Raw genomic sequence first — 21,900 nt, forward strand, 5'->3', positions numbered from 1 at the left:
CAATTCAAGTGTATATTTTATTCCCCCACTTCGCTACCGCCCTCTATTTTTCTCACTTTGCAACATTTTTTCAGATAAAAATCTCAGATTGGTACAGTTCTCGCTGCTCTGTAATCAGCCATGAAATATACATGGCGTTTACATTTAAAAAACAATTATTCAACAAGGAGAGAATAATGAATCGAGTATTAAATTTACAATCTTTAGAGTTTGGTGATGCGCTAGAAGGCGTTCGTGGCGGCAGTTCTTGTAGCTATGCTGGTTGTGGTGGTTGTTCTTCTGCAAGTGCAACTGGTTGTTCAATCGGCCAACCTGGCCAAAACATTGTGGCGGTATAAATCATGAATCGCGTATTAAATTTACAAGCTCTAGAAAATAGAGATGGCCTAGAAGGCGTTCGTGGCGGTAGTTCTTGTAGCTATGCTGGCTGTGGTGGTTGTTCTTCTGCAAGTGCAACTGGTTGTTCAATTGGCCAGCCTGGCCAAAACATTGTGGCGGTATAAATCATGAATCGCGTATTAAATTTACAAGCTTTAGATAAAAGCGATGGGGTTGAAGGTGCCGGTGGTGCGAGTTCATGCAGCTGGGCAGGTTGTGGCGGCTGTTCATCAGCAAGCTTCTCTGGCTGTTCAGGTGGTCAACCTGGCCAAAACATTGTGGCGGTATAAGTCATGAATCGCGTTCTAAATTTACAATCGTTAGCAAGTAGCGATGAGCTTCAAGGCGCTCCAGGTACGAGTTCATGTAGCTGGGCAGGCTGTGGCGGCTGCTCTTCCGCTAGCTTCTCAGGCTGTTCAGGTGGCCAACCTGGCAGAGACATTGTGGCAGTTTAATGATTGTACAAAGCTCTGAGTCTGCACCTGATAAGCCGGTGTTAGGTGCAGATTTCAAAGCTTGTTAATGCATTTGACAAGGCAATATACAAACTCCTGATGCTGTGCAGTAACTTTTCAGTATCTGTATAGCGCTACTAAAGTGGCGCTCTATTTTAATAACTTAGTGTCGCAAGCCAATATTTGAGGCGAAGTAAAGCGAATAATTTAAGGTTGATTAAAAGTAAGCGTTTACCAACAACTCACTTTTAATCAACTTTCAAACAATAAGGATATCTAGAAATGTCTGAATTAGTGATAAAAGATAAAACTCTATTCACCATAGCTGATCGCGAGTTTTATGATGATATTGAGAAATACCAACCAAACAAAGAAGATTTTTATAATGTCGTCGAGAAATTAGCAACGGAAGATACAGTGCTGGAAAGGTATCGTTATTGGTGGCGCTGTACTTTTAAAAACAAAGAACTACCTATTCAAGGATGGAAAATTCACGTCTCTGCTACGCCAGCACATGCCGCGGCAATTGCCGATACAGTTGCTCGAGTATTGATAAAGCACAAAGTAGCATTCAAGTTTGTTGCTGATCATAACTTGTTTGGCTTGTTTAATGGTAAGAGCTTTGATCGTGGCTCTGCTGGTAAATTTTTTACCATATACCCCGAAAATGAAGCTGAGTTTAAAGAGATTATTGAAGAGCTCTATTGTGCAACACTTGGCTACTGGGGCCCTTATATTCTATCTGATAAACGCTATAAGAATAGCAAGATCATTTACTATCGCTACGGCGGCATTATTGCCATAAAGAAAGACCTTGGTGATGGAGAAGCGAAACATGTAATTCAAGGCCCAGACGGTGACTTTGTTGAAGACAAACGAGAGGCAGTATTTAATCTTCCTGAAGGCATAGAAGACCCATTTGAAGACGATGACACAGCACAGGAAGGTGATGAGCTCTCACTAAAAGATGGTGAATATGTTATCGAAAGTGCATTAACGTTTAGTAATGCAGGTGGTGTGTACAAAGCGACCCAAAGGGGTACCAACAAAGAAGTGGTTATTAAGGAAGGTAGGCCTTATACCAATATCACGTTAACGGGTTTAGATGCCGTGCAGTTAGTGAAAAAAGAACACCGTTTATTAAACATGTTGAAAGATACGGAAGTGACTGCCAAGCCTGTCGACTTCTTTTTAGACTGGGAGCATGCCTACATGGTGCAGGAGTTCCTAGGCGATAGCATCGATTTTCGCTCTTTTTTTGCAAATATTTATTTAACGTTGAAAACCCAACCAAGCGAAGAAGATTGGCAAAAGTTCTGGGATATTTATATCAAGGTCGCCAAGCTTCTTATCGACCGAATTGCTACCGTTCATGAGCACAATATCATTTTCGGTGATTTGTCTGCCGGCAATGTAATGATCATTGGCGAATCCATCGAAGAGATGGACGTAAAACTGATCGATTTTGAGTCTGCATACCAAAAAGGAATTGACCTACCAACAAGTATTCATACGCCAGGTTTCGCCTCTGAATCTTATCAAGGCATGAATGCCGCTGATTACGCTGATGACGCCTATGCAATTGGTGCACTATTAATGTCTGGCTTGTTCCCAATGAATAATATTCTGAGCTTAGATAGAGCTGCTCACGAAAGATACTTACAAGAACTAAAAAGCGATATAGGTACACCAGACGAAATTTCTAGCTTAATCGCTAAACTTATGTCCAAAGAGCCCGAAAATAGACCTTCGATGGCTGAAGCTAAAGCCTTGCTATCAAACGACATTACAGCTTTGCCTTTTGCTATTCAAACGGGTAACTTTGATAAAAACACCATTCCGCAAATCCTCGAGAAGGTTGTCTCTTACACAGAAGCGAACATTTCTCTTGATAGAGAAGACAGGCTGTTTCCTTCTGATCCAGAAATATTCGAATCAAACCCAGTAAGTATTGGCTATGGCGCTATGGGTGTCGCTTTAACCATTAAACAAATTACTGGTAAGTATGACAATTATGCAGCATTAGATTGGATGGAAACCCAGACATTAGCGCCAAGAGACACCTTGACTATTGGCTTATTTGACGGCTTTGCCGGCATCGCTTGGGGTTGGTTAGAACTAGGTAATGAGAAGCTAGCAACTCGGGTTATCGATTATCTGATGGAAATTGATTTACCTACAAGTTCTTACAGCGTCTATAACGGGTTGTCAGGTGTTGGTCTAACTTTCTTGAAGTTTTGGAAAACACTCAACCAAGACAAATACTTAGATGCTGCCGTAAATATCGGGCAAACACTACTAGCAGCGAAACAAGAGGATGACGCAGGCTTTTATTGGGTATCGCAAGCTAGAAAATCTAGCTCGTATGGCCATGGTATTGCCGGTATCGCCATGTTCTTACTTTACCTATACAAAGCAACAGGCGATAAAACCTATTTAACCACAGGTGAAAAAGCACTAGATTGGGTTATCGATAACGGCTATTACAACGAAGAAGACGGTTTAACTTGGGTTGCTCGTGATACCACGCCAAGCTACACACCATATTGGAGTTGGGGTAGCTCGGGAATTGGTAAGGTGCTTTTACGTTATTGGGAAGTTACCCATAACGAAAAATACGCTGATCTGATCGACTCAATTCATATCGATTGCAATCGTAAGTACACGATTTTCTCAGGATATTTCTTTGGCTGTAGTGGTATTACCGATTTTTACATGGATTTGCGTAAGCACGATCGCTGGGAAGTTATTGCTGACAAAGCCATCAACCGTTTATTCTCTGGCACTATGTTGTTCGCATTAGAGCGTGAACAGGGGATCGCTTTCCCTGGCGAGTCTGCCAGTCGTATAAGTTGTGATTACGGCACGGGTAGTGCGGGGGTTGCATGGATGATGCACAGGTATATCAATGATACACCAGCGCCATTTATGTTAGATGACCTAATTCCTTTATCAGAATAACGAGCGCATTATGATAAAGATGATCAACTTTGCAGGTAGAGAATTTCTACCTGCAATTTTACTCAGTACAATCGTGCTAATAGTATCCAGTGCGATGCAAATGTTATTGCCTTATGGTATTAAAACCATGATAGATATCGCTTCCGGTATCGAGTTGTCTTGGTCGATATCTTTTGTTGCTGGGTTGCTATTATTTGTTTATCTACTGAAGGTCGTCATTGGTTTGGCTGGGCAATTACTGCTGCAAATGACCGGCGATAAAATTGTTGCTAAGACCAATGTTCAAGTATTTAATCACTTCCAAAAACTGCCGCTAAGTTTTTTCAATGACACCTCGATAGGCGAACTTATGTCTCGCTGCAATAACGATATTTCAGCGATCCGTAACATACTAACGTCAGTGTTAACGTCCTCCATTATAAGTGTTATTCAATTTATTGGAGCTATCACGGTAATGGCTTACATGAACTGGAAGTTAGCACTAGTGGTGCTGGTATTAGCGCCATTATCTGCGCTTATCACTGGCGCATTTTCCAATACCTTTTATCAAATATCGAAACGTGTACAAGACACAATTGCTAAAAGTAATGCGACATTGCAAGAAACATTACATTCGATTGAAACCATCAAATTGTTTTCCAGAGAGTCTCATCAAAATGCGTTATATCAAAAAGACATTAATAAGTTTTTAGATGCGGCGAAAGAAGCGCGCCACAAAGACGCAGCCTTTAGCTCAGTTATCGCTTATATCACCTCAATTTCCAGTGTTATCGTCGTTTGGTTTGCTGCAACATTAATTACTCATGGTGAAGTCACCGCAGGCACGTTAGTGGCATTTTTAATGTATTCTCAGTTTCTTACTCAAAGCATTGACGGCTTATCAAGTGGTTACAACAGTTATATTCGTGCGAAAGGCTCAACAGAACGTGTGTTCGAGATTCTAGATTTAGACACAGAACAGCACACTCCTGTTGCTCCTGTTACGTCGTCAAAACCTGTAGGCATTCGCGTGACAGACTTAACCTTTACTTATGAAACAGGCGATACGGTCATCGATTCACTCAATTTCGATATTTCACCAGGTTCCACTTTTGCTATTTCAGGCCAAAGTGGCGCCGGAAAATCAACGGTAGTAAAACTATTATCAGGCTTGTTAAAGCCAGATAAAGGCGATATTCAATTTAGCGGGCTTCCCAGTAATAACTTATCTTTATCGGAACAACGAGGCCTGTTTTCTTTTGTTCCACAAGAGATTCAGCTTTTAGCAGGATCGATCAAAGACAATATAAAGTTTGCCAAGCTGGACGCCAGCGATGAGCAAATTGAACAAGTATGTAGACTTGCCGGCGCATACCAATTTATTTCAGATTTTCCAGAAGGGTTTGACACAAAAGTTGGCCGAGCAGGAGCGACACTAAGTGGCGGACAAAAGCAACGCATCGCTATTGCGCGAGCGTTATTATGCGATGCTCCGATTTTAGTGTTAGATGAAGCAACATCTGCCTTAGATACTAACAATGAACAATACATTTTCGATTTGATTGGCAAACTCAAAGGCCATAAAACCATCATTCTTATTTCTCACAACGAAGAAATGAAAACTATAGCAGATCAGATACTTGAACTACCTGACGCAATAAAACATTCGAGTTCGGGATTAGCCAAAATTGCCTGATAATTTTCTTAATTTAGCGCTTGAAACACTGACGTTAAGCAACCGCCATGCTCAAGCTCTTTTTCGTTTACATCATCCTTTTCAAGATAAAGTCGTTGAGATTCTATCTCACTAAACTGCGACCGATTCAGTTAAATGCCTAAGAATTCTGTCCATGGCACGATATGACAAGGCTTCAATTAAATGATGATGCTCAATCGACTTGTTACCCGCCATGTCTGCTATAGTACGCGCAATTTTTATCATTTTATGATGCGCTCTAGTGGACATGCCAAGTTTCTCAATCGCAAGTTCAAGAAACTCGTTGTCCTCGTTGGTCATCGAGCAGAATTCTCTAACCTCAGCACTGGTTAACTCCGCATTAGGTTTCCCTTGTCGTTGATATTGCATTTGTCGACACGCTTCTACTCTTTCTCTCACTTGCTGCGTTGACTCACTTGACGCATCCGCATGGCTCCAAGCTCCTCGAGGTAGTCTTGCCACTTCAATTTGAATATCAATACGATCCAAAAAAGGCCCAGACAAGCGATTTAAGTATTTAAGCACTTGCTCTGGCGTACTGCGGTTATCATTGTAATATCCAGTGGGCGAAGGGTTCATCGCTGCCACCAACTGAAAGTTAGCAGGGTAGGTTTGTTTGCTTTGCGCTCGAGAAATCGTCACCTCGCCGGCTTCCATCGGTTCACGCAATACATCTAATACTTTACGATCAAACTCTGGGAGTTCATCGAGGAAAAGCACACCGTGATGAGCAAGTGATACTTCACCAGGTTTAGGGACAGTACCACCACCTACTAGCGCAGCTGCCGAAGCAGTGTGATGAGGCGCGCGAAATGGTCGAGTTAAGCCGGATAGCTCTTGTTCAGCTTGAGGGCAGATAGACTGCACCGCTGCAACCTTGATGGCTTCTTGCTCCGTAAGCCTAGGTAAGATACCTGGCAACCGGCTGGCTAACATGGTTTTTCCCGTGCCTGGCGGCCCCACCATTAATATATTGTGACCACCACTAGCCGCTATTTCTAATGCTCGTTTTGCCAGTGGTTGACCAACAACATCCTGCATATCTGGGTAAGCATTCTGCGCTAAAGAAATATGGTCAACTTGCTCAACAAAACTTAGGGTATTTTGCTTCATTAGATGAGGATACAATTGTGCTAAGTGCGCCATACCTATGACTTTTGCGCCTTCAACCCAACTTGCCAAGCGGCCATTTTTCTCTGGCACAAGTAACGTCCGTTGTGCATTTTGGCAAGCAATTGCTAAAGGGATTTCACCTAATATCGGCCTTAGTTCACCAGATAAAGCAAGCTCTCCAGCCAGCTCATATTTGTTCAAATCTTCTGTAGGAATCTGTCCTGATGCGGCGAGAATGCCAACAGCAATCGGCAAGTCAAATCGACCACCTTCTTTCGGTAAATCTGCTGGCCCTAAATTTATCGTGATACGTTTTGCCGGAAATTCAAATCCGCAATTAATAATCGCACTTCGCACGCGATCTTTAGATTCGCGTACACTTGTTTCTGGTAAACCAACGATATTAAAGGCGGGAAGGCCATTGGCTAAATGCACCTCTACGGTGACTAACGGAGCTTCGAGCCCAATGCGGGCACGGCTATACACTGTGGCTAAAGACATCATTAAAATCCATTTCAAATAGTCTGATTGTTTCTCAGTGTAGTCACTGAATCTACAACTTGCCAATCTAATCATATTTACTTTTTTAAAATACCGTTAAAAATCAATAGCGTCGGTAGTTTAGTTTTAGTGATATAACCAAATGCTATCCGTAGCCTAAAAAAACTCTAATAAAAAAGCTTGCACTAAGAATTAGAGCTATGATACTAATTTAATAAGACAGGCAAATGCCTAACAAAAAATTAACATTTTGAGTTTAACGAAATACATGCGTCAATTTAGCTTAGTGATTATTAACATTCTCGTCGTGGTGATTATTAAATCATCGCGGGGGCGTTTGTTGAGCTAAATTTAAACTCGAATACAATATACAAACCCCCCGCTCCGAAAGGACCGGGGGGTTTTTCGTATATGGCGGCAAGCTTACCTAAACGTAAAGGTAATCATTAACTTAAGGAGTAAAGATACTGCGTAACTAGCGGAATCTTAAAGAAAAAATCATGGCAAGTGACAATTTATATACTGGCGGTTCTTTATTGTTCGATGTACTTAAACAGCACGGCGTTGAACACGTATTTGGTTATCCAGGTGGCGCAATTATGCCCATCTATGACGCCTTGTATGATAGCGACATCAACCACTATTTAGTTCGACACGAACAAGGCGCAGCATTTTCAGCTATCGGTTACGCTCGTGCAACAGGCAAAATTGGTGTCTGTATGGCGACTTCTGGTCCAGGTGCAACCAACCTGATCACAGGGCTTGCTGATGCACTTGCCGACTCCATTCCAATGGTTGCCATTACCGGTCAAGTACCAACAAAAGCGATGGGCTCTGACGCGTTCCAAGAAATCGATGTATTTGGCTTGTCGTTAGCGTGTACCAAGCATTCATTTCAAGTGCGTGATGTTGAAGAGCTAGAAAAGGTGCTACACAAAGCATTCGCTATCGCCTTAGAAGGACGCCAAGGCCCAGTATTGGTAGATATTCCAAAAGACGTTCAACTTGCCGCGGTTGAAAAACAAGGAATAACTTACGACAACATCACCAACAAAGTTGTGCTGCCGCCAGCAGACGTGACGAAAGCAATTGATGTCCTTAAGGGTGCCAAAAAGCCAATTTTATACGTTGGTGGTGGCGTGGGTATGGCAAACGCCATCGATGAAGTACGTGATTTCGCCAAGCAAACAGGGATGCCAAGTGTTTCAACATTAAAAGGCTTAGGTGCGATTAATCCAGACGATGATTTTTACTTAGGCATGCTAGGAATGCACGGCACAAAGGCTGCCAATTTAGCAGTCCAGGAATGTGATTTGTTAGTTGCGGTAGGTGCTCGTTTTGATGACCGTGTAACAGGCAAGCTAAACGAATTTGCCCCGCACGCGAAAGTTATTCATTTTGACATTGACACCGCTGAAATAAACAAGCGCCGTTTTGCTGACGCCGCCATTCTAGGTGATTTAAAGGTTAACGTACCGCTACTTTCACGTGAACTAGATATTGCTCAATGGCAAGAAAAAGTAGCTGGTATGAAACATGAATTTGGTTGGCAATATAACCACCCAGGTAAAGGTATATACGCGCCAGCCGTGCTTAAAGAAATTAGCGACAAAATGCCTGATAACACTTGTGTAACGACAGATGTCGGCCAACACCAAATGTGGGCTGCTCAACACATGGAATTTGCCGATCCTTGTAACTTCTTAACTAGCGGCGGAATGGGTACTATGGGCTTTGGCTTACCAGCAGCAATCGGTGCGCAAGTAAGTCGACCTCATGACATGGTTATCGCAGTAACAGGCGACGGTTCTTTCATGATGAACATTCAGGAACTAGGCACAATTAAGCGCTTCAACTTGCCTGTTAAAATCTTGCTGATCGATAACGAGAAGCTAGGCATGGTAAGGCAATGGCAAGACTTATTCTTTGATGGTCGCTTAAGCGAAACCGACTTATCCGATAACCCAGACTTCTTAATGTTGGCTCGCTCATTCAACATCAAAGCAAAGCAGATTGTTGAGAAGTCACAAGTAAGTGAAGCAATCGACGAAATGTTAGATCACGACGGTGCCTATTTATTACATGTATGCATCGACGCTTTAGACAATGTATGGCCGTTAGTTCCACCAGAAACTGCTAACGACAAAATGATGGAGAGTACAAAATAATGAATTATTATCAACTAGTTATCACAACTGATGACAAACAAGTTGTCTTAGAGCGTATTTTGCAAGTGACTCGCTATCGCGGCTTCTTAATTAACGGCTTAACCGCTGAAGTAAATACAGGTACGCAAATTGCGACAATTGTACTACAAGTTAGTAGTGATCGACCTATTGAATTACTGGTCGATCAGATCAACAAACTCATCGACATTAAAGGTGTCAAAGTAGACAATAGTAAGACGCGACATGAAAGCGCGAATTTATTTGCATTAAGCACCCAATAACTAAGGTATTGACCAAGACTCAATACTGAAAACTAACTAGGAAAAAATCATGGCAAAAGTAAGTGCAGAACTCATTTGGTTTAACGGTAGTCTAATCCCTTGGAAAGACGCTACCGTACATGTGATGAGCCACGCGTTGCATTACGGTTCATCTGTTTTCGAAGGCATTCGCGCCTACGAAACGCATAAAGGAACGTGTATCTTCCGCCTAGAAGAACACATTGATCGCTTATTCGATTCAGCAAAAGTTTATCGCATGAATATCCCTTATACACGTGAGGAAGTCATGCAAGCATGTAAAGACGCAGTTGCGAAAAACGGTCTAAAAGCAGCATACCTTCGTCCACTAGCGTTTTTAGGTGATGTCGGTATGGGTCTTCGTCCACCTGCAGATGCAGATGCTGATCTAATGGTTGCCGCTTTCTCTTGGGAAGCATACTTAGGCGCGGAAGCGATTGAAAATGGTGTTGAAGTAGGTGTTTCTAGCTGGAACCGTTTAGCACCAAATACTATGCCTACAGCAGCTAAAGCTGGTGGTAACTACTTGTCTTCACAGTTAATTTCAATGGAAGCAGGTCGCCATGGTTACACTGAAGGTATCGCGTTAGACGTTAACAACATGGTAAGTGAAGGTGCAGGCCAGAACTTATTCTTAGTACGTAAAGGCGTGATCTACACACCATTTAGCACAGCGTCTATTTTACCGGGCTTAACACGCGATACCGTAATCAAGTTAGCGCGTAACTTAGGCTATGAAGTACGTGAAGAGCCAATTTCTCGTGAGTCTTTATACCTTGCTGATGAATTCTTCATGACAGGTACCGCAACAGAAGTTGTTCCTGTTCGTACAGTAGACGGCTTACCTGTAGGTACAGGTTCTAGAGGCCCAATTACTAAAGCATTACAAGAAGCATTCTTCGGTATGTTCAATGGTAATACTGAAATCGATGACAACTGGTTAGAGCCAGTAGAGTAACTATTAGCTAACGGTTAGCAAAGGCTGATTCTTTGCTAACTGAGTTTCTAGGCTATAGCAGGTGAAAACGCCTGCTATGACAAAGAAATTCAATTATTCATAGACGGAAAATACTATGCCTAAACTTCGCTCAGCAACTTCAACTCAAGGCCGTAACATGGCGGGCGCACGTGCCCTTTGGCGTGCAACAGGAATGACCGACGGAGATTTTGGCAAACCTATTATTGCCGTAGTGAACTCTTTCACCCAATTTGTTCCTGGTCACGTTCACCTTAAAGACATGGGTCAATTGGTTGCTGGTGCGATTGAAGAAGCGGGTGGTGTTGCCAAAGAATTCAATACTATCGCCGTTGATGATGGTATCGCTATGGGTCATAGCGGTATGCTTTACAGCCTGCCATCGCGTGATTTAATCGCCGACTCTGTTGAATACATGGTTAATGCTCACTGTGCTGATGCTATGGTGTGTATCTCAAACTGTGACAAAATCACTCCAGGCATGTTAATGGCAGCAATGCGCCTTAACATCCCTGTTATTTTTGTTTCTGGCGGCCCAATGGAAGCCGGTAAAACTAAGCTTTCAGATCAAATCATCAAACTTGATTTAGTTGATGCCATGATCCAAGGTGCCGATCCAACGGTTTCAGACGAGCAAAGCAAACAAGTTGAACGTTCAGCTTGCCCTACTTGTGGCTCATGTTCTGGTATGTTCACCGCTAATTCGATGAACTGTCTTGCAGAAGCTTTAGGTTTAGCCTTACCTGGTAATGGTTCAATGCTAGCAACTCACGCTGACCGTGAACAATTATTCTTAAAAGCCGGTAAAGAAATTGTCGATTTAACCAAGCGCTATTACCAAAACGATGATGAAAGTGCTCTACCTCGCAATATCGCCAATAAAAAAGCGATCCACAATGCTATGTGTTTGGATATCGCAATGGGTGGCTCTACTAATACCATCTTACATTTGTTAGCCATGGCACAAGAAGCCGAAATTGATTACACCATGGCAGATATGGATAAACTTTCTCGTGAAGTGCCACAGCTTTGTAAAGTGGCACCATCAACACAAAAATATCACATGGAAGATGTTCACCGAGCGGGCGGTGTAATCGGTATTTTAGGCGAGTTAGCACGTGCTAATTTACTTCATACCGATGTTACCAACGTATTGGGTACTTCGTTGGCTGAGCATATCGCTCAATACGATATTAAAGTGACAGAAGACGAGGACGTTAAGAAGTTTTATCGCGCGGGTCCTGCTGGCATTCGCACGACAAAAGCCTTTAGCCAAGATTGTCGTTGGGACACCTTAGATGATGACAGAGCAGAAGGGTGTATTCGCTCAATCGACAACGCCTTTTCAACGGAAGGTGGCTTAGCGGTATTATCAGGTAACATTGCTGCGGACGGTTGTGTTGTAAAAACGGCAGGTGTTGCCGACGACAACTTAACCTTTAGTGGTCCAGCTCACGTTTTTGAAAGCCAAGATGACGCTGTTGAAGGCATTCTTAACGGCTCTGTCGTTGCAGGTGAAGTAGTGGTTATTCGCTACGAAGGGCCTAAAGGTGGTCCAGGTATGCAAGAAATGCTTTACCCGACTACGTACCTAAAATCTATGGGGTTAGGTAAGGCGTGTGCGTTGTTAACTGATGGTCGATTCTCAGGTGGAACATCAGGCTTATCAATCGGTCACGTTTCTCCAGAAGCAGCAAGTGGCGGCGTTATCGGCCTTGTTGAACAAGGCGATATTATCGATATCGATATTCCAAACCGCTCTATCGAGCTAAGAATTTCTGACGAAGAATTAGCAGCACGTAAAGCAGCAATGAACGCCAAGCCAAACAAATGGCAACCAAAAGATCGTGTGCGTCCAATCAGCTACGCACTGAAAAACTACGCCATGTTGGCAACTAGTGCAGACAAAGGCGCAGTGCGTAATCGCGCCTTGTTAGATGGTGAAAGTGATGACTAATGCAGAGCAACAAGAGCTATTGCTTTCTCAAGCAACTCAAGGGCAGGCATTAGACTATTTACGTCGAATATTGCTCGCGCCTGTTTATGAAGTGGCACGAGAGACAGAATTAACGCCATTGAAAAAGCTATCGGCACGTTTGGGCAATAACGTTTTACTCAAACGTGAAGATCAACAACCTGTGCATTCATTTAAGTTACGCGGCGCTTATAACAAGCTCGCCAACTTGCCAAAAGATCAAAGTGACAATGGTGTTGTCGCAGCATCGGCTGGTAATCATGCACAAGGGTTAGCGCTTGCCGCAAATCGCTTAAACATTGCGGCGACGATTTTTATGCCGATTACCACACCTGATATAAAAGTCGACAACGTAAAACGCTTAGGCGCTGAAGTACGCTTAGTGGGTAAAAGCTTCAACGAAGCAGCCTCAGCGTCGATCGAGTTTGCCAAAGAGCAAAATAAAACGCTAATTCATCCTTTTGATGATATCGACGTTATCGCAGGTCAAGGCACAGTAGCGAAAGAGTTATTACAACAGCAAGCTAACTGCGATGCAGTGTTTATTCCTGTCGGTGGCGGTGGCCTATTAGCCGGTATGGCGGTTTACCTTAAGCAGCTGCAACCAAGCATCCGTGTAATCGGTGTAGAAGCAGAAGACTCTGCCTGTTTAAAAGTAGCAATGGACGCTGGCACGCCTGTCGATTTAGATCAGGTGGGGTTATTTGCTGACGGTGTCGCTGTCAAGCGTATTGGCGAACACACTTTTGATCTTATCAAACAGTACTGCGATGACGTTATAACCGTAACTACAGACGAGATTTGCGCGTCGATAAAAGATATTTTTGAGCATACTCGTGTTATCGCTGAGCCCGCTGGTGCTCTGTCATTAGCTGGCCTTCAAAAATATTGTCAAACCAGTAAAGGTGATGAAACATTAGCGGCGGTATTATCAGGCGCTAACATGAATTTTCATACGTTGCGTTATGTTTCAGAGCGCTGTGAATTAGGCGAGCGTAAAGAAGCAGTATTTGCAGTTTCTATTCCGGAAGAAAAAGGTAGTTTCCGCCGTTTTTGTCACACCTTACAAGGTCGTGCAATTACCGAGTTCAACTATCGTCAAGCAACACATAAAGACGGCCAACAAGCCACTGTGTTTGTTGGTATTCGCTTAACGGGTGATGAAGAGCGAGCCAGCGTAAAAGCTCACTTAGAAAGCCAGGGCTTTCAAGTGGAAGATTTTACCGATAATGAGCTGGCAAAACTTCATGTGCGCTACATGATAGGCGGGCAAAACAAGTCGAAGCATCAAGAGCGTATTTTCCGTTTCCAATTTCCTGAATATCCGGGGGCATTAGAGCGATTTTTAGATACGTTAGGCGAGCGCTGGAATATCAGTCTATTCCACTATCGTAACCATGGTGCAGCATTTGGCCAAGTGTTAGCGGGCTTTGAAGTGGGCGAGCAAGACGAACTCAGCTTTTTTAGTCACCTAAAAGACTTAGGCTATGAATGGCACGAAGAAACAACAAACCAAGCCTATCAAAGCTTTTTAGCATAGCCTTAACCAATAACAGGATGAAGAGCCGCTTATCAATAGCGGCTTTTTTTATATCTAATGAAAATTAGTTATTGACATAAAATGTCAAACAGTGACATATTATGTCTTACAATAATGATAAAGCCAGTGACGGAGAGAATATGATCAAGAACGGATTAAGCACGTCAAATGAAACCCCTGAGTTAGACAGCAAGACGATAGGAAAGCTATTTACCAAAGTTGGTATCGGTGCTGTTGTCGCTATTACACTATGGAATACTTTTTACACCATAGACGAAGGCCATGTAGGCATTGTCAAACGTTTCGGTGAAGCAACAACACAAGTTAATCCAGGCTTACACACAAAAGTTCCTTTAGCAGATAGCGTTGAAGAATTGGAAATTCGTACACGTAAAAATGCTGAATCATTAAAAGCCTCTACCTTCGAGCAAATGCCAGTAAATGCTGATGTATCAGTGAACTGGACCGTTATTCGCTCAGATGCGTTCAACCTTTACAAAAACTACGGTGGCTTAGATCAATTTGAAAACCGTATTTTGGACCCTAGATTGCGCTCTGCGACAAAAGACGCCTTAGCGCGCTTTAAAGCAGAACAAATCGTACAAAACCGTGGTCAAGTGATTCAAAAAATTGAAGAAACACTTCTGGCTGAAATGACAGAGTTTCCAGTGAAGCTAGACAGTGTTCAAATAGAAAATTTAGTGTTGCCGCCTAAGTACTTACAAAGTATCGAAACAAAACAGACAGAAAAGAATTTAGCCGCTGCTGAAGAGCATAGATTAGAGCGTCAAAAGCTAGAAGCACAACGTGAAGTTAACACAGCAGAAGCCCAACGTGACGCTGAAAAAGCCCGTGCAGATGGTTCAGCCTACGCGACACTAACAGAAGCAAGAGCAGAAGCAGAAGCAATACGTTTAAAAGGTTTAGCCGAAGCAGAAGCGATGAAGAGTAAAGCTCAGGCTATTCAAGAAAGTAAGGTGCTAGTTGAATACGTAAAAGCTCAGCAGTGGGATGGCAAAATGCCAACTACCGTTATGGGAAGCGACCAAGGCATTTTATGGAACATGAAAGAAAAATAACCAATATTCATAGGTTCTAAACAAGTTTGGTTTCCAACCAAGGCATAACCTCCCCATCAGTTATGCCACCCTTGCCCGACTTCTCAATCGGGCATTTTTTTATCCTTTAATCGACAACGTCCCTTAGCTCTTCTTAAGGTGAAGCCCACCTTCGTTGTTAACTGCAACTATCTTACCGTTTTCATCTCGTTGAAACACGATAGTTTCATTGGTCAAAACACCATTTTCAATACGCTGAAAAGTATCTACACCTGTGTTGCGATATTGATGCATCGCGTACTTAATCGAATCCACAGGTAAATACAATAACACCAGTCCACTACCCCATTTGCCAATGTAGTACTCACTGTTCCATGGATGTAAATCATAAAAACCTTGATATTGCATTAAGTCAACATCTACGGCTGGGTCTTCCTCAATTGCTTTAGCGCGCGAGATAATTGCTTTTAGGTTATTTATATATGCGATAGCTCTCACTTTATTTGCTGATACAACAAATGAATACGCTTCTTTTTTCGAAACGTTCATTGACATGAAAGACGTATAACCCGGACATATGCCGCCGTGCATTGCCCACGTATCACCTTGCTTATCTTTGTTAATCATAAAACCAATACCGCGATTAGTGACAAGTTCATGGTGGCCAAGTTGATACATTTTATTGAGTGTCGATGCGCTAATAACATCGGTTAACTTACTTTCAGATGCCCGAAAGTGCCAGGTTGCATATTTTGCTAAATCAAATGCGTTGCTAGAGATCCCTGCTGCAGGCTGCATAACTCGCGTTTGATAAAAGCTAGCAGGAGTTCTATTACCATCACGCTTTTGCGCTGAATAACCAATAGCATGGGTCGTCCCGTACTGAGACCTAGGCATTTCCACCACTGAGTTATTCATTGCCAATGGTGTGAATATTTCATCTTCAATATATTGTTTGTAAGAAGTTTTAGCGACTTCTTCTATTATCAAGCCTAACAACGCATAGCCAATATTACTGTATTGAACCTTAGTATCTATCCCCCCCAGGCGCGTCTGCCCTGCGACACTTTGATAGAAATCTTCTTTTGCTGGGAAATCATGGCTAGGCCCACTCCAATAGGCGTGTTCTGTATCTCTCGGCAATCCGGAGGTATGGGTTAACAGCGTTCTTACGGTAATATCAGCAATGCTTTTTCCTTGAATAGAAAATGTTGGCAAAATATCAGATAGTTTGTCGTCCAAACTCAGCTTGCCTTGATCAATGAGTTTCATCACCGCTGTAGCAGTAAATACTTTGGTCGTAGAACAGATACTCGCATTCGTTTTTTCTGTTGCCGCAATCATCTGTTCTTGATCTATATGACCATAAATTCCATGCCACATAATAGCTTGGTCGTTTGTGTAACTAGCAGAAAGATAGGGAATCTTTTCATAATCAAGTTGTGCTTCTAACCAAACATCAATAATGTTTTTTACATCAGGATCTAACGAGTCACTTTCGCTTGCCCACGGTGAACAACAAAACGTAAGTAAACAAATCGTCCAATAAAGGTACTTCATCACTAAGCTCCTTCTTGTTGAGCTAATGCGACAGAAATAGAAGGCTTATTAGGAAGTGTGACTTTTTCTTTCCTATCAGGACGTGCTGTTTTCACTTGTTCTGCGACTTTAAGGGACTTAACAATTTTTTTCTGTACTAGCTCTTTAGCAGGCAAATTGTCGGATAAATGCGCGAGGGAATCTGCGTTGGCAATGCTACATAGAGTAGCGGGGAAAATAATTATCCATACCGACAATAAACGTTTTAATGATGACGCTTCTTTCATAACAAACCTCTTATTCATATTTAGTAGTAATGTTTAAACAGTTTGTTTAGCTTAGCGCCTGCTTGTCTGAACAATTAGGCAAGGTTTTGTAAACTTTTGCCCACTCAGAGTTTACAAACTTGTTACCTAACAGAAATTTAAATAAGGTTATAGTGAGTAAATTAAGACACACAGCTTGGAAGCTAACAGCGCCGTATGAATAAAGTCCCCTCAATTCTTATTGTCGAAGATGAAGAAGCCATTCGTGTTGGTTTGATTGACGTGCTTATTTATCACGGTTTTCAAGTAGATTATGCCGATGAAGGCGAAACGGGCTTACAGAAGGCGCTTTCAGGTCAATACGATTTGATACTCCTTGATGTTATGTTACCAGGCATCAATGGTTTCGATATTTGTGGAAAAATTAGAGAAACTGATAAATCACAAGCCATCATCATGCTAACAGCAAAGTCCTCCGATGAAGATATCATCACAGGGCTGCAGTTAGGTGCCGATGATTATGTCGCTAAACCCTTTTCAATTACCCAGCTGATTTTGCGCATTAAAGCGGTTCTCAAACGAACGATGCCTGAAACAAGTCAAACGCAAGTTATCAAATTAAACGATGAATATTCTGTTGACCTCGTAAACTTGAGCGCTGAGACAAGTCACGGAGTACAAACCTTTACTAAACGTGAAGTCGAAGTTATCGCTTACTTGTATGAAAACAAACACAGACCCGTTTCAAGAGAAGAGTTGCTATCAGTTGTTTGGGGGTATTCAGAGGACTTACAAATAGAAACACGCACCGTCGATATTCATATTGCCAGAATACGACGTAAAATCGAAGTAGATCCAAAAGCTCCAACATTCCTCGTAACAGTCCGCGGTGCAGGTTACAAACTTCACGCCAGCAACTAATCGACACCAAGCCGCAAACATGACGAAAAATATTCTCAACCCAAAGCAACGCGCTGCAATATCCACCAAAGGTTTATCCGGCAATAAGCTTACCCGTCCCCGCCTGCGTGCCCTGCTAATCGCATTTTTTCTGATTATCGCCATTCCTCTTGTTCTTATCAGCCATAATGCGCTGAGAAACATGCAAGATGATGCGCTTAATCAATACAGATCAGCAACCGCTGAGCTACACCAAGATATAGAAAAAACACTGCTCGAAACCTTCTATTTATTTGATCATGTGCATACCCGTTTAGGGTACTCAAGCGGTTCACCAAGAGAAGAAAATTTGCCTGGATTACTGGGTTATTTTCAGATCAGTGGTAACAGTGAATTTAGCTCTCCTTTACTGCCCAACTCAAAAGAACAAGCGTTGTCTTATGGTTTATCTGAAGCGGATATCGCCGCCAAAGTAAAGCGAATCGAAAACCTATTCAATTTACTTAAAAGAAATGACTTAATTGATCACTACAGCGCTACTCAATTGCTTGCTTTTCAGGGGCAATTAGAGCGAAATGCGAAGCAAACGTCAGAGATATCTAAAGTACCTAACGCCACCAGTAAAAATACCTCAAAAGCACATCAACAACTAGTTGCTACCTTCAAAGCCCCTAAAGCCCCTAGGCCTCGTTTGCCCGCTCGTTCAGAAGACAATGCCATCAACCAAAGTAAGGTGAACAATGTTCAATTTACTGACTTTGCATCTAAAGAACCACAAGCATACCAAGTGACGATGCTGCCTAGTGGACATTTTTTGTTTTATCGCCAAGTTTGGCAAAATGGCGCTCGTATTATACAAGGAGGCGTCCTTGATCCAGTGCTATTTTTGAACGACATTATTACCAAGCGTTTTGAGCGCTCTTCCATAGCAAATTTTGCGCAGCTAGCGGCCTATCATCAAGACACTTTGCTCATTGATACCCCAAAAACTTCACAAGGGTATTATGACAAAGTACTTGGCACATATCGGCTATCGTCACCACTCGATAAGATAATACTGATTTTTAGTTATCAAGATCTTCCCAAGCAAGAAGGCCGTCGTTTTATCACCTTCTTATCGGTTATGCTACTCATCGCCATTTCGCTAGGTTTATTCGCATTCTACCAATTAGTGGTAAAACAATTGCAACTAATGGAAAGACAACAGGGGTTTATTTCAGCCGTTAGCCATGAACTTAAAACGCCACTGACTTCCATTAAAATGTACAGTGAAGTGTTGCAACAAGGTTGGCTAGATGACGACAAACAGTCGCAATATTATCAATACATTAATGAAGAAACCGATCGTTTAACGCGATTAATTGATAACGTCCTGCAAGCAGCCAATATTAGTCGTAATCAGGTGAATATCAATTTACAACCATTTCCAATAAACGAATTACCCGACTTTATTCACGCTAAGACGGAAGCTCTGTTCAAGCAAAGTGATTTTGCCTTGAACTTACACCTCGACACTAGCCTAGATAATCGACTTCTCAATATCGATAAAGATGCCCTTACGCAAGTCATAATAAACCTAGTTGATAATGCTATTAAATATTCTGCTAAACAGGAAAAGCGCCAAGTAGATATATCAATTATTGATTGTTCGAGTCAGGAAGTTGCCATAAAAGTAAGAGATTATGGCATCGGCATAGCATCGCAAGAGCTCTCCAGGATTTTTGATCTATTTTACCGAGTAGGCAATGAACTCACCAGAACATCCAAGGGCACAGGGTTAGGATTAACCTTGGTAAAAGAACTGGTTAAACATATGGGTGGCGAAATTAGTGTCGTTAGCTGTGAGATCGGCACTGAGTTTGTTGTTCATCTACCTTCACAGCCTAATGATTGATGCGCTACTATCACTACTTTTTAAAAGCGCTTAGTAAAAATTGAATACCGAAAAGGATTTATAAACAAACATGAGTAAACATCTATTTATATTGTTAAGTCTGTTAATCATTAGCTTTTCAAATAAGGCGTTTGAAAAGAGTCAGTCTGCAAAGGTTTATACTGAACTACCTGAACATATTAACCCAGCCGAAAAATTCGTCTTTTATTCGCACGGCCTTATTGTTGAAGGTGACAACCCAAGACCTGAACACACAAGTTGGGGGGTTTATGATTTCCCTGCGGTCGTAAAAGCACTCTCAGATCCCAAGTATAATCTTATCGCCTATCATCGCCCGAAAAATACCAACCCTCTCGAATACGCTAAGCAGCTTAGTGGACAGGTCACATATTTAATAGACAGAGGCGTGCCTGCTCGTAACATTTCCTTAATTGGATTTTCTCGCGGTGGATTTATTACCGTGCTTGCTTCCAATGAGTTAAAAAATTCTGCTCTTAACTTTGTTATTATCGCCGCCTGCACAAGCAATTTATCGTCACGCAAAGGCATCTCAATTTACGGACACATCTATTCAATCTTTGAAACAACAGACTCCGTTGGCTCTTGTGGAGATTTGACTCAAAAAAATGACAAAACAGTGACGTCCTTTCAAGAAATTAGTATTACGACAGGAAAAGATCATGGCGCGTTTTATCAGCCAATCGATGTATGGGTAAAGCCATTAAAAAGCTGGTTAACAGACGTTGAACAAAGGTAGTAACTGTGATGATGTTCATTAGAGTACTATTAGTAAGTCTTTTTCTAAGTAGTTTTTGCGCGAAAGTATATTCGGCTGACACTATTTATACTTCAAACGTAGACTTTATCCACTACCATGCTCAATTAGAGCCCAACCTTGCCAATAAGACAATAAGTGGTGACGTTAGCATCAGCTTTTCACCGCAGCACCAGCCATTGTCTAAACTTTCATTTTCAGCAAAATACAAAACGATATCTGCGGCGTCACTAAACGGCTCTCCAGTTAATTTTACTATCGAACAAGACACATTTACCATTTCCTTTGCTCAGCCTTTAGCAGTAGGGAAACGCTATAACTTAAACGTTAGTTATCAAGCCAGCCCAAAAAAAGGGGCAAAGTTCTATGCTGATCACATGTTTACCGTGTACCACACCAACTATTGGTTAGTCGCCCATAAAGACATTTCAGACAAGGCAAGCTTCGAGCTAACACTCACTCACCCGTCAAATATGACATCGGTAGGTAATGGCCATCTACTCTCTCAGCAATCTATCAGCAAAAATAGAACAGTTTCACAGTGGCAACAAAAAACGCCAATGCCCACTTATACGTTTGGCTTTGCCCTAGGTCCTTTCCAAGAAGTAACGTTTGATACTCCTGAATCTCAAATATCTGTCCTCTATCGCGATAATGAAGCACTGACGGAAAACCACATTCGCAGAGCCTTTGCTAATACCGCCGACATAAACGCATTTTTACAAGAAAAATCGGGATTTAGATTAGAAAACCGTTATCGCTTTGTGGTTGTTGAAGGGTCTATGGCACAAGAAGCATCGAATTTTAGTCTAGTTGGCGAAAAGTTTGTTCATACCTTATTAAAAAACAAGTATGAAAATTGGTTTATCACCCATGAACTCGCTCACGAATGGTGGGGAAACAGCGTAACAAGCAGCAATTTTTCACATTTTTGGCTAAACGAAGGCTTAGTAGTTTTCATCGTTGCTGCTTATAAACAGCATTTGTTTGGTGACGATGCTTATCATAACGAGCTTGAAGTGGCGCTAAATCGTGTCAAAAAAGCAGTACAACAAGATCGCGTAGCGCCCGTTGCCTTTAAAAGCGTAATTGCTGAAAAAGATATCAACCGCACCATGGCTTACAGCAAAGGTGCGCTAATGTTTTATTTATTAAGAGAGCAACTGGGCGACACATTATTTTGGCAAGCGCTTAAGCAGTACTCGGTTCAGTACCAAGGTAAATCAGTCTCCACTCAGGATTTGAAAAAAGTGTTCGAGCAAGTATCAGCTCAAGATCTAACGGAGTTTTTTGATAAGTGGGTGTACGGCAACGAAATCCCACAAATTACTTTTACGGCCAGAGATAAAAAAGTTAAAAAGCAATCACTATTGAATGACTAAAAGTAAAAAACCCGAGCATGACTC

General features: G+C 42.1%; 19 protein-coding genes. 16 read left to right on the top strand and 3 right to left on the bottom strand.

What is annotated here, in order from left to right:
• Window positions 1-176: 176 nt before the first annotated feature.
• The 6 genes from ACOB80_RS10065 (at window position 177) to ACOB80_RS10090 (ending at window position 5,469) form a co-directional block, all read left to right on the top strand.
• On the top strand, window positions 177-338 hold the full coding sequence (locus ACOB80_RS10065; protein ID WP_473165690.1) for a class III lanthipeptide: 162 nt from the start codon (window positions 177-179) through the stop codon (window positions 336-338).
• 3 nt (window positions 339-341) lie between these two features.
• Window positions 342-503, top strand: a complete 162-nt coding sequence (locus tag ACOB80_RS10070) for a class III lanthipeptide (RefSeq protein WP_473165691.1) — start codon at window positions 342-344, stop codon at window positions 501-503.
• Between the two features lie 3 nt (window positions 504-506).
• Complete coding sequence (locus ACOB80_RS10075; protein ID WP_473165692.1) at window positions 507-668, top strand: class III lanthipeptide; 162 nt, start codon at window positions 507-509, stop codon at window positions 666-668.
• Between the two features lie 3 nt (window positions 669-671).
• Window positions 672-833, top strand: coding sequence for a class III lanthipeptide (locus ACOB80_RS10080; RefSeq protein WP_473165693.1), 162 nt, complete (start codon window positions 672-674; stop codon window positions 831-833).
• 282 nt (window positions 834-1,115) lie between these two features.
• Window positions 1,116-3,794: a class III lanthionine synthetase LanKC gene (gene lanKC, locus ACOB80_RS10085; protein ID WP_473165694.1), complete on the top strand. Its 2,679-nt coding sequence runs from the start codon at window positions 1,116-1,118 to the stop codon at window positions 3,792-3,794.
• 10 nt (window positions 3,795-3,804) lie between these two features.
• Window positions 3,805-5,469, top strand: coding sequence for an ABC transporter ATP-binding protein (locus ACOB80_RS10090; RefSeq protein WP_473165695.1), 1,665 nt, complete (start codon window positions 3,805-3,807; stop codon window positions 5,467-5,469).
• Window positions 5,470-5,580: 111 nt separating this feature from the next.
• Here ACOB80_RS10090 and ACOB80_RS10095 read toward each other — a convergent pair whose 3' ends face one another.
• Entirely contained in the window at window positions 5,581-7,104 is a 1,524-nt protein-coding gene (locus ACOB80_RS10095) for a YifB family Mg chelatase-like AAA ATPase (protein WP_473165876.1), read from the bottom strand.
• Between the two features lie 500 nt (window positions 7,105-7,604).
• Here ACOB80_RS10095 and ilvG point away from each other — a divergent pair, with 500 nt between their 5' ends.
• From ilvG to ACOB80_RS10125, 6 genes are all read left to right on the top strand, one after another.
• Window positions 7,605-9,272, top strand: coding sequence for an acetolactate synthase 2 catalytic subunit (gene ilvG / locus ACOB80_RS10100; RefSeq protein WP_473165696.1), 1,668 nt, complete (start codon window positions 7,605-7,607; stop codon window positions 9,270-9,272).
• Entirely contained in the window at window positions 9,272-9,553 is a 282-nt protein-coding gene (gene ilvM / locus ACOB80_RS10105; protein WP_473165697.1) for an acetolactate synthase 2 small subunit, read from the top strand. Before ilvG ends, ilvM begins: the two co-directional genes overlap by 1 nt.
• Window positions 9,554-9,602: 49 nt before the next feature.
• Window positions 9,603-10,529, top strand: coding sequence for a branched-chain amino acid transaminase (locus ACOB80_RS10110; protein ID WP_473165698.1), 927 nt, complete (start codon window positions 9,603-9,605; stop codon window positions 10,527-10,529).
• A 115-nt stretch (window positions 10,530-10,644) separates the two neighbouring features.
• Window positions 10,645-12,504, top strand: a complete 1,860-nt coding sequence (gene ilvD, locus ACOB80_RS10115) for a dihydroxy-acid dehydratase (protein WP_473165699.1) — start codon at window positions 10,645-10,647, stop codon at window positions 12,502-12,504.
• The gene (ilvA, locus tag ACOB80_RS10120; protein WP_473165700.1) at window positions 12,497-14,062 is read left to right on the top strand and encodes a threonine ammonia-lyase, biosynthetic; all 1,566 of its coding nucleotides are present in this window, start codon (window positions 12,497-12,499) and stop codon (window positions 14,060-14,062) included. The genes ilvD and ilvA overlap by 8 nt, the downstream gene beginning before the upstream one ends.
• A gap of 140 nt (window positions 14,063-14,202) precedes the next feature.
• Window positions 14,203-15,141 carry an SPFH domain-containing protein gene (locus tag ACOB80_RS10125; RefSeq protein ID WP_473165877.1) on the top strand — a complete coding sequence of 313 codons (939 nt, stop codon included), beginning with the start codon at window positions 14,203-14,205 and terminating at the stop codon, window positions 15,139-15,141.
• A 123-nt stretch (window positions 15,142-15,264) separates the two neighbouring features.
• On the opposite strand, the gene ACOB80_RS10130 is transcribed toward ACOB80_RS10125, so the two are convergent.
• Window positions 15,265-16,680: a serine hydrolase domain-containing protein gene (locus ACOB80_RS10130; RefSeq protein ID WP_473165701.1), complete on the bottom strand. Its 1,416-nt coding sequence runs from the start codon at window positions 16,678-16,680 to the stop codon at window positions 15,265-15,267.
• A gap of 2 nt (window positions 16,681-16,682) precedes the next feature.
• Window positions 16,683-16,946, bottom strand: a complete 264-nt coding sequence (locus tag ACOB80_RS10135) for a hypothetical protein (RefSeq protein WP_473165702.1) — start codon at window positions 16,944-16,946, stop codon at window positions 16,683-16,685.
• 195 nt (window positions 16,947-17,141) lie between these two features.
• Here ACOB80_RS10135 and ACOB80_RS10140 point away from each other — a divergent pair, with 195 nt between their 5' ends.
• The 4 genes from ACOB80_RS10140 (at window position 17,142) to ACOB80_RS10155 (ending at window position 21,876) form a co-directional block, all read left to right on the top strand.
• Window positions 17,142-17,846 (top strand): response regulator transcription factor, encoded by a 705-nt coding sequence (locus ACOB80_RS10140; RefSeq protein WP_473165703.1) that lies wholly within the window; start codon window positions 17,142-17,144, stop codon window positions 17,844-17,846.
• Window positions 17,847-17,865: 19 nt separating this feature from the next.
• Window positions 17,866-19,719: a sensor histidine kinase gene (locus tag ACOB80_RS10145; RefSeq protein WP_473165704.1), complete on the top strand. Its 1,854-nt coding sequence runs from the start codon at window positions 17,866-17,868 to the stop codon at window positions 19,717-19,719.
• 70 nt (window positions 19,720-19,789) lie between these two features.
• The gene (locus ACOB80_RS10150) at window positions 19,790-20,476 is read left to right on the top strand and encodes an alpha/beta hydrolase family protein (RefSeq protein WP_473165705.1); all 687 of its coding nucleotides are present in this window, start codon (window positions 19,790-19,792) and stop codon (window positions 20,474-20,476) included.
• Between the two features lie 8 nt (window positions 20,477-20,484).
• Window positions 20,485-21,876 (top strand): M1 family aminopeptidase, encoded by a 1,392-nt coding sequence (locus ACOB80_RS10155; RefSeq protein ID WP_473165878.1) that lies wholly within the window; start codon window positions 20,485-20,487, stop codon window positions 21,874-21,876.
• The last annotated feature ends 24 nt before the right edge of the window (window positions 21,877-21,900 follow it).

It is taken from the genome of Thalassotalea coralli (assembly GCF_055786205.1).

What these genes read in the sequence shown, in the direction of transcription:
- ilvD (WP_473165699.1), top strand. Translation starts at nt 10,645, where the DNA reads ATGCCTAAACTTCGCTCAGCAACTTCAACTCAAGGCCGTAACATGGCG.
- ilvA (WP_473165700.1), top strand. Translation starts at nt 12,497, where the DNA reads ATGACTAATGCAGAGCAACAAGAGCTATTGCTTTCTCAAGCAACTCAA.
- ACOB80_RS10075 (WP_473165692.1), top strand. Translation starts at nt 507, where the DNA reads ATGAATCGCGTATTAAATTTACAAGCTTTAGATAAAAGCGATGGGGTT.
- ACOB80_RS10150 (WP_473165705.1), top strand. Translation starts at nt 19,790, where the DNA reads ATGAGTAAACATCTATTTATATTGTTAAGTCTGTTAATCATTAGCTTT.
- ACOB80_RS10135 (WP_473165702.1), bottom strand. Translation starts at nt 16,946, where the DNA reads ATGAAAGAAGCGTCATCATTAAAACGTTTATTGTCGGTATGGATAATT.
- ACOB80_RS10140 (WP_473165703.1), top strand. Translation starts at nt 17,142, where the DNA reads ATGAATAAAGTCCCCTCAATTCTTATTGTCGAAGATGAAGAAGCCATT.
- ACOB80_RS10110 (WP_473165698.1), top strand. Translation starts at nt 9,603, where the DNA reads ATGGCAAAAGTAAGTGCAGAACTCATTTGGTTTAACGGTAGTCTAATC.
- ACOB80_RS10095 (WP_473165876.1), bottom strand. Translation starts at nt 7,104, where the DNA reads ATGTCTTTAGCCACAGTGTATAGCCGTGCCCGCATTGGGCTCGAAGCT.
- ACOB80_RS10080 (WP_473165693.1), top strand. Translation starts at nt 672, where the DNA reads ATGAATCGCGTTCTAAATTTACAATCGTTAGCAAGTAGCGATGAGCTT.
- ACOB80_RS10155 (WP_473165878.1), top strand. Translation starts at nt 20,485, where the DNA reads ATGATGTTCATTAGAGTACTATTAGTAAGTCTTTTTCTAAGTAGTTTT.
- ACOB80_RS10070 (WP_473165691.1), top strand. Translation starts at nt 342, where the DNA reads ATGAATCGCGTATTAAATTTACAAGCTCTAGAAAATAGAGATGGCCTA.
- ACOB80_RS10130 (WP_473165701.1), bottom strand. Translation starts at nt 16,680, where the DNA reads ATGAAGTACCTTTATTGGACGATTTGTTTACTTACGTTTTGTTGTTCA.
- ACOB80_RS10125 (WP_473165877.1), top strand. Translation starts at nt 14,203, where the DNA reads ATGATCAAGAACGGATTAAGCACGTCAAATGAAACCCCTGAGTTAGAC.
- ilvG (WP_473165696.1), top strand. Translation starts at nt 7,605, where the DNA reads ATGGCAAGTGACAATTTATATACTGGCGGTTCTTTATTGTTCGATGTA.
- ACOB80_RS10090 (WP_473165695.1), top strand. Translation starts at nt 3,805, where the DNA reads ATGATAAAGATGATCAACTTTGCAGGTAGAGAATTTCTACCTGCAATT.
- ACOB80_RS10145 (WP_473165704.1), top strand. Translation starts at nt 17,866, where the DNA reads ATGACGAAAAATATTCTCAACCCAAAGCAACGCGCTGCAATATCCACC.
- ACOB80_RS10065 (WP_473165690.1), top strand. Translation starts at nt 177, where the DNA reads ATGAATCGAGTATTAAATTTACAATCTTTAGAGTTTGGTGATGCGCTA.
- lanKC (WP_473165694.1), top strand. Translation starts at nt 1,116, where the DNA reads ATGTCTGAATTAGTGATAAAAGATAAAACTCTATTCACCATAGCTGAT.
- ilvM (WP_473165697.1), top strand. Translation starts at nt 9,272, where the DNA reads ATGAATTATTATCAACTAGTTATCACAACTGATGACAAACAAGTTGTC.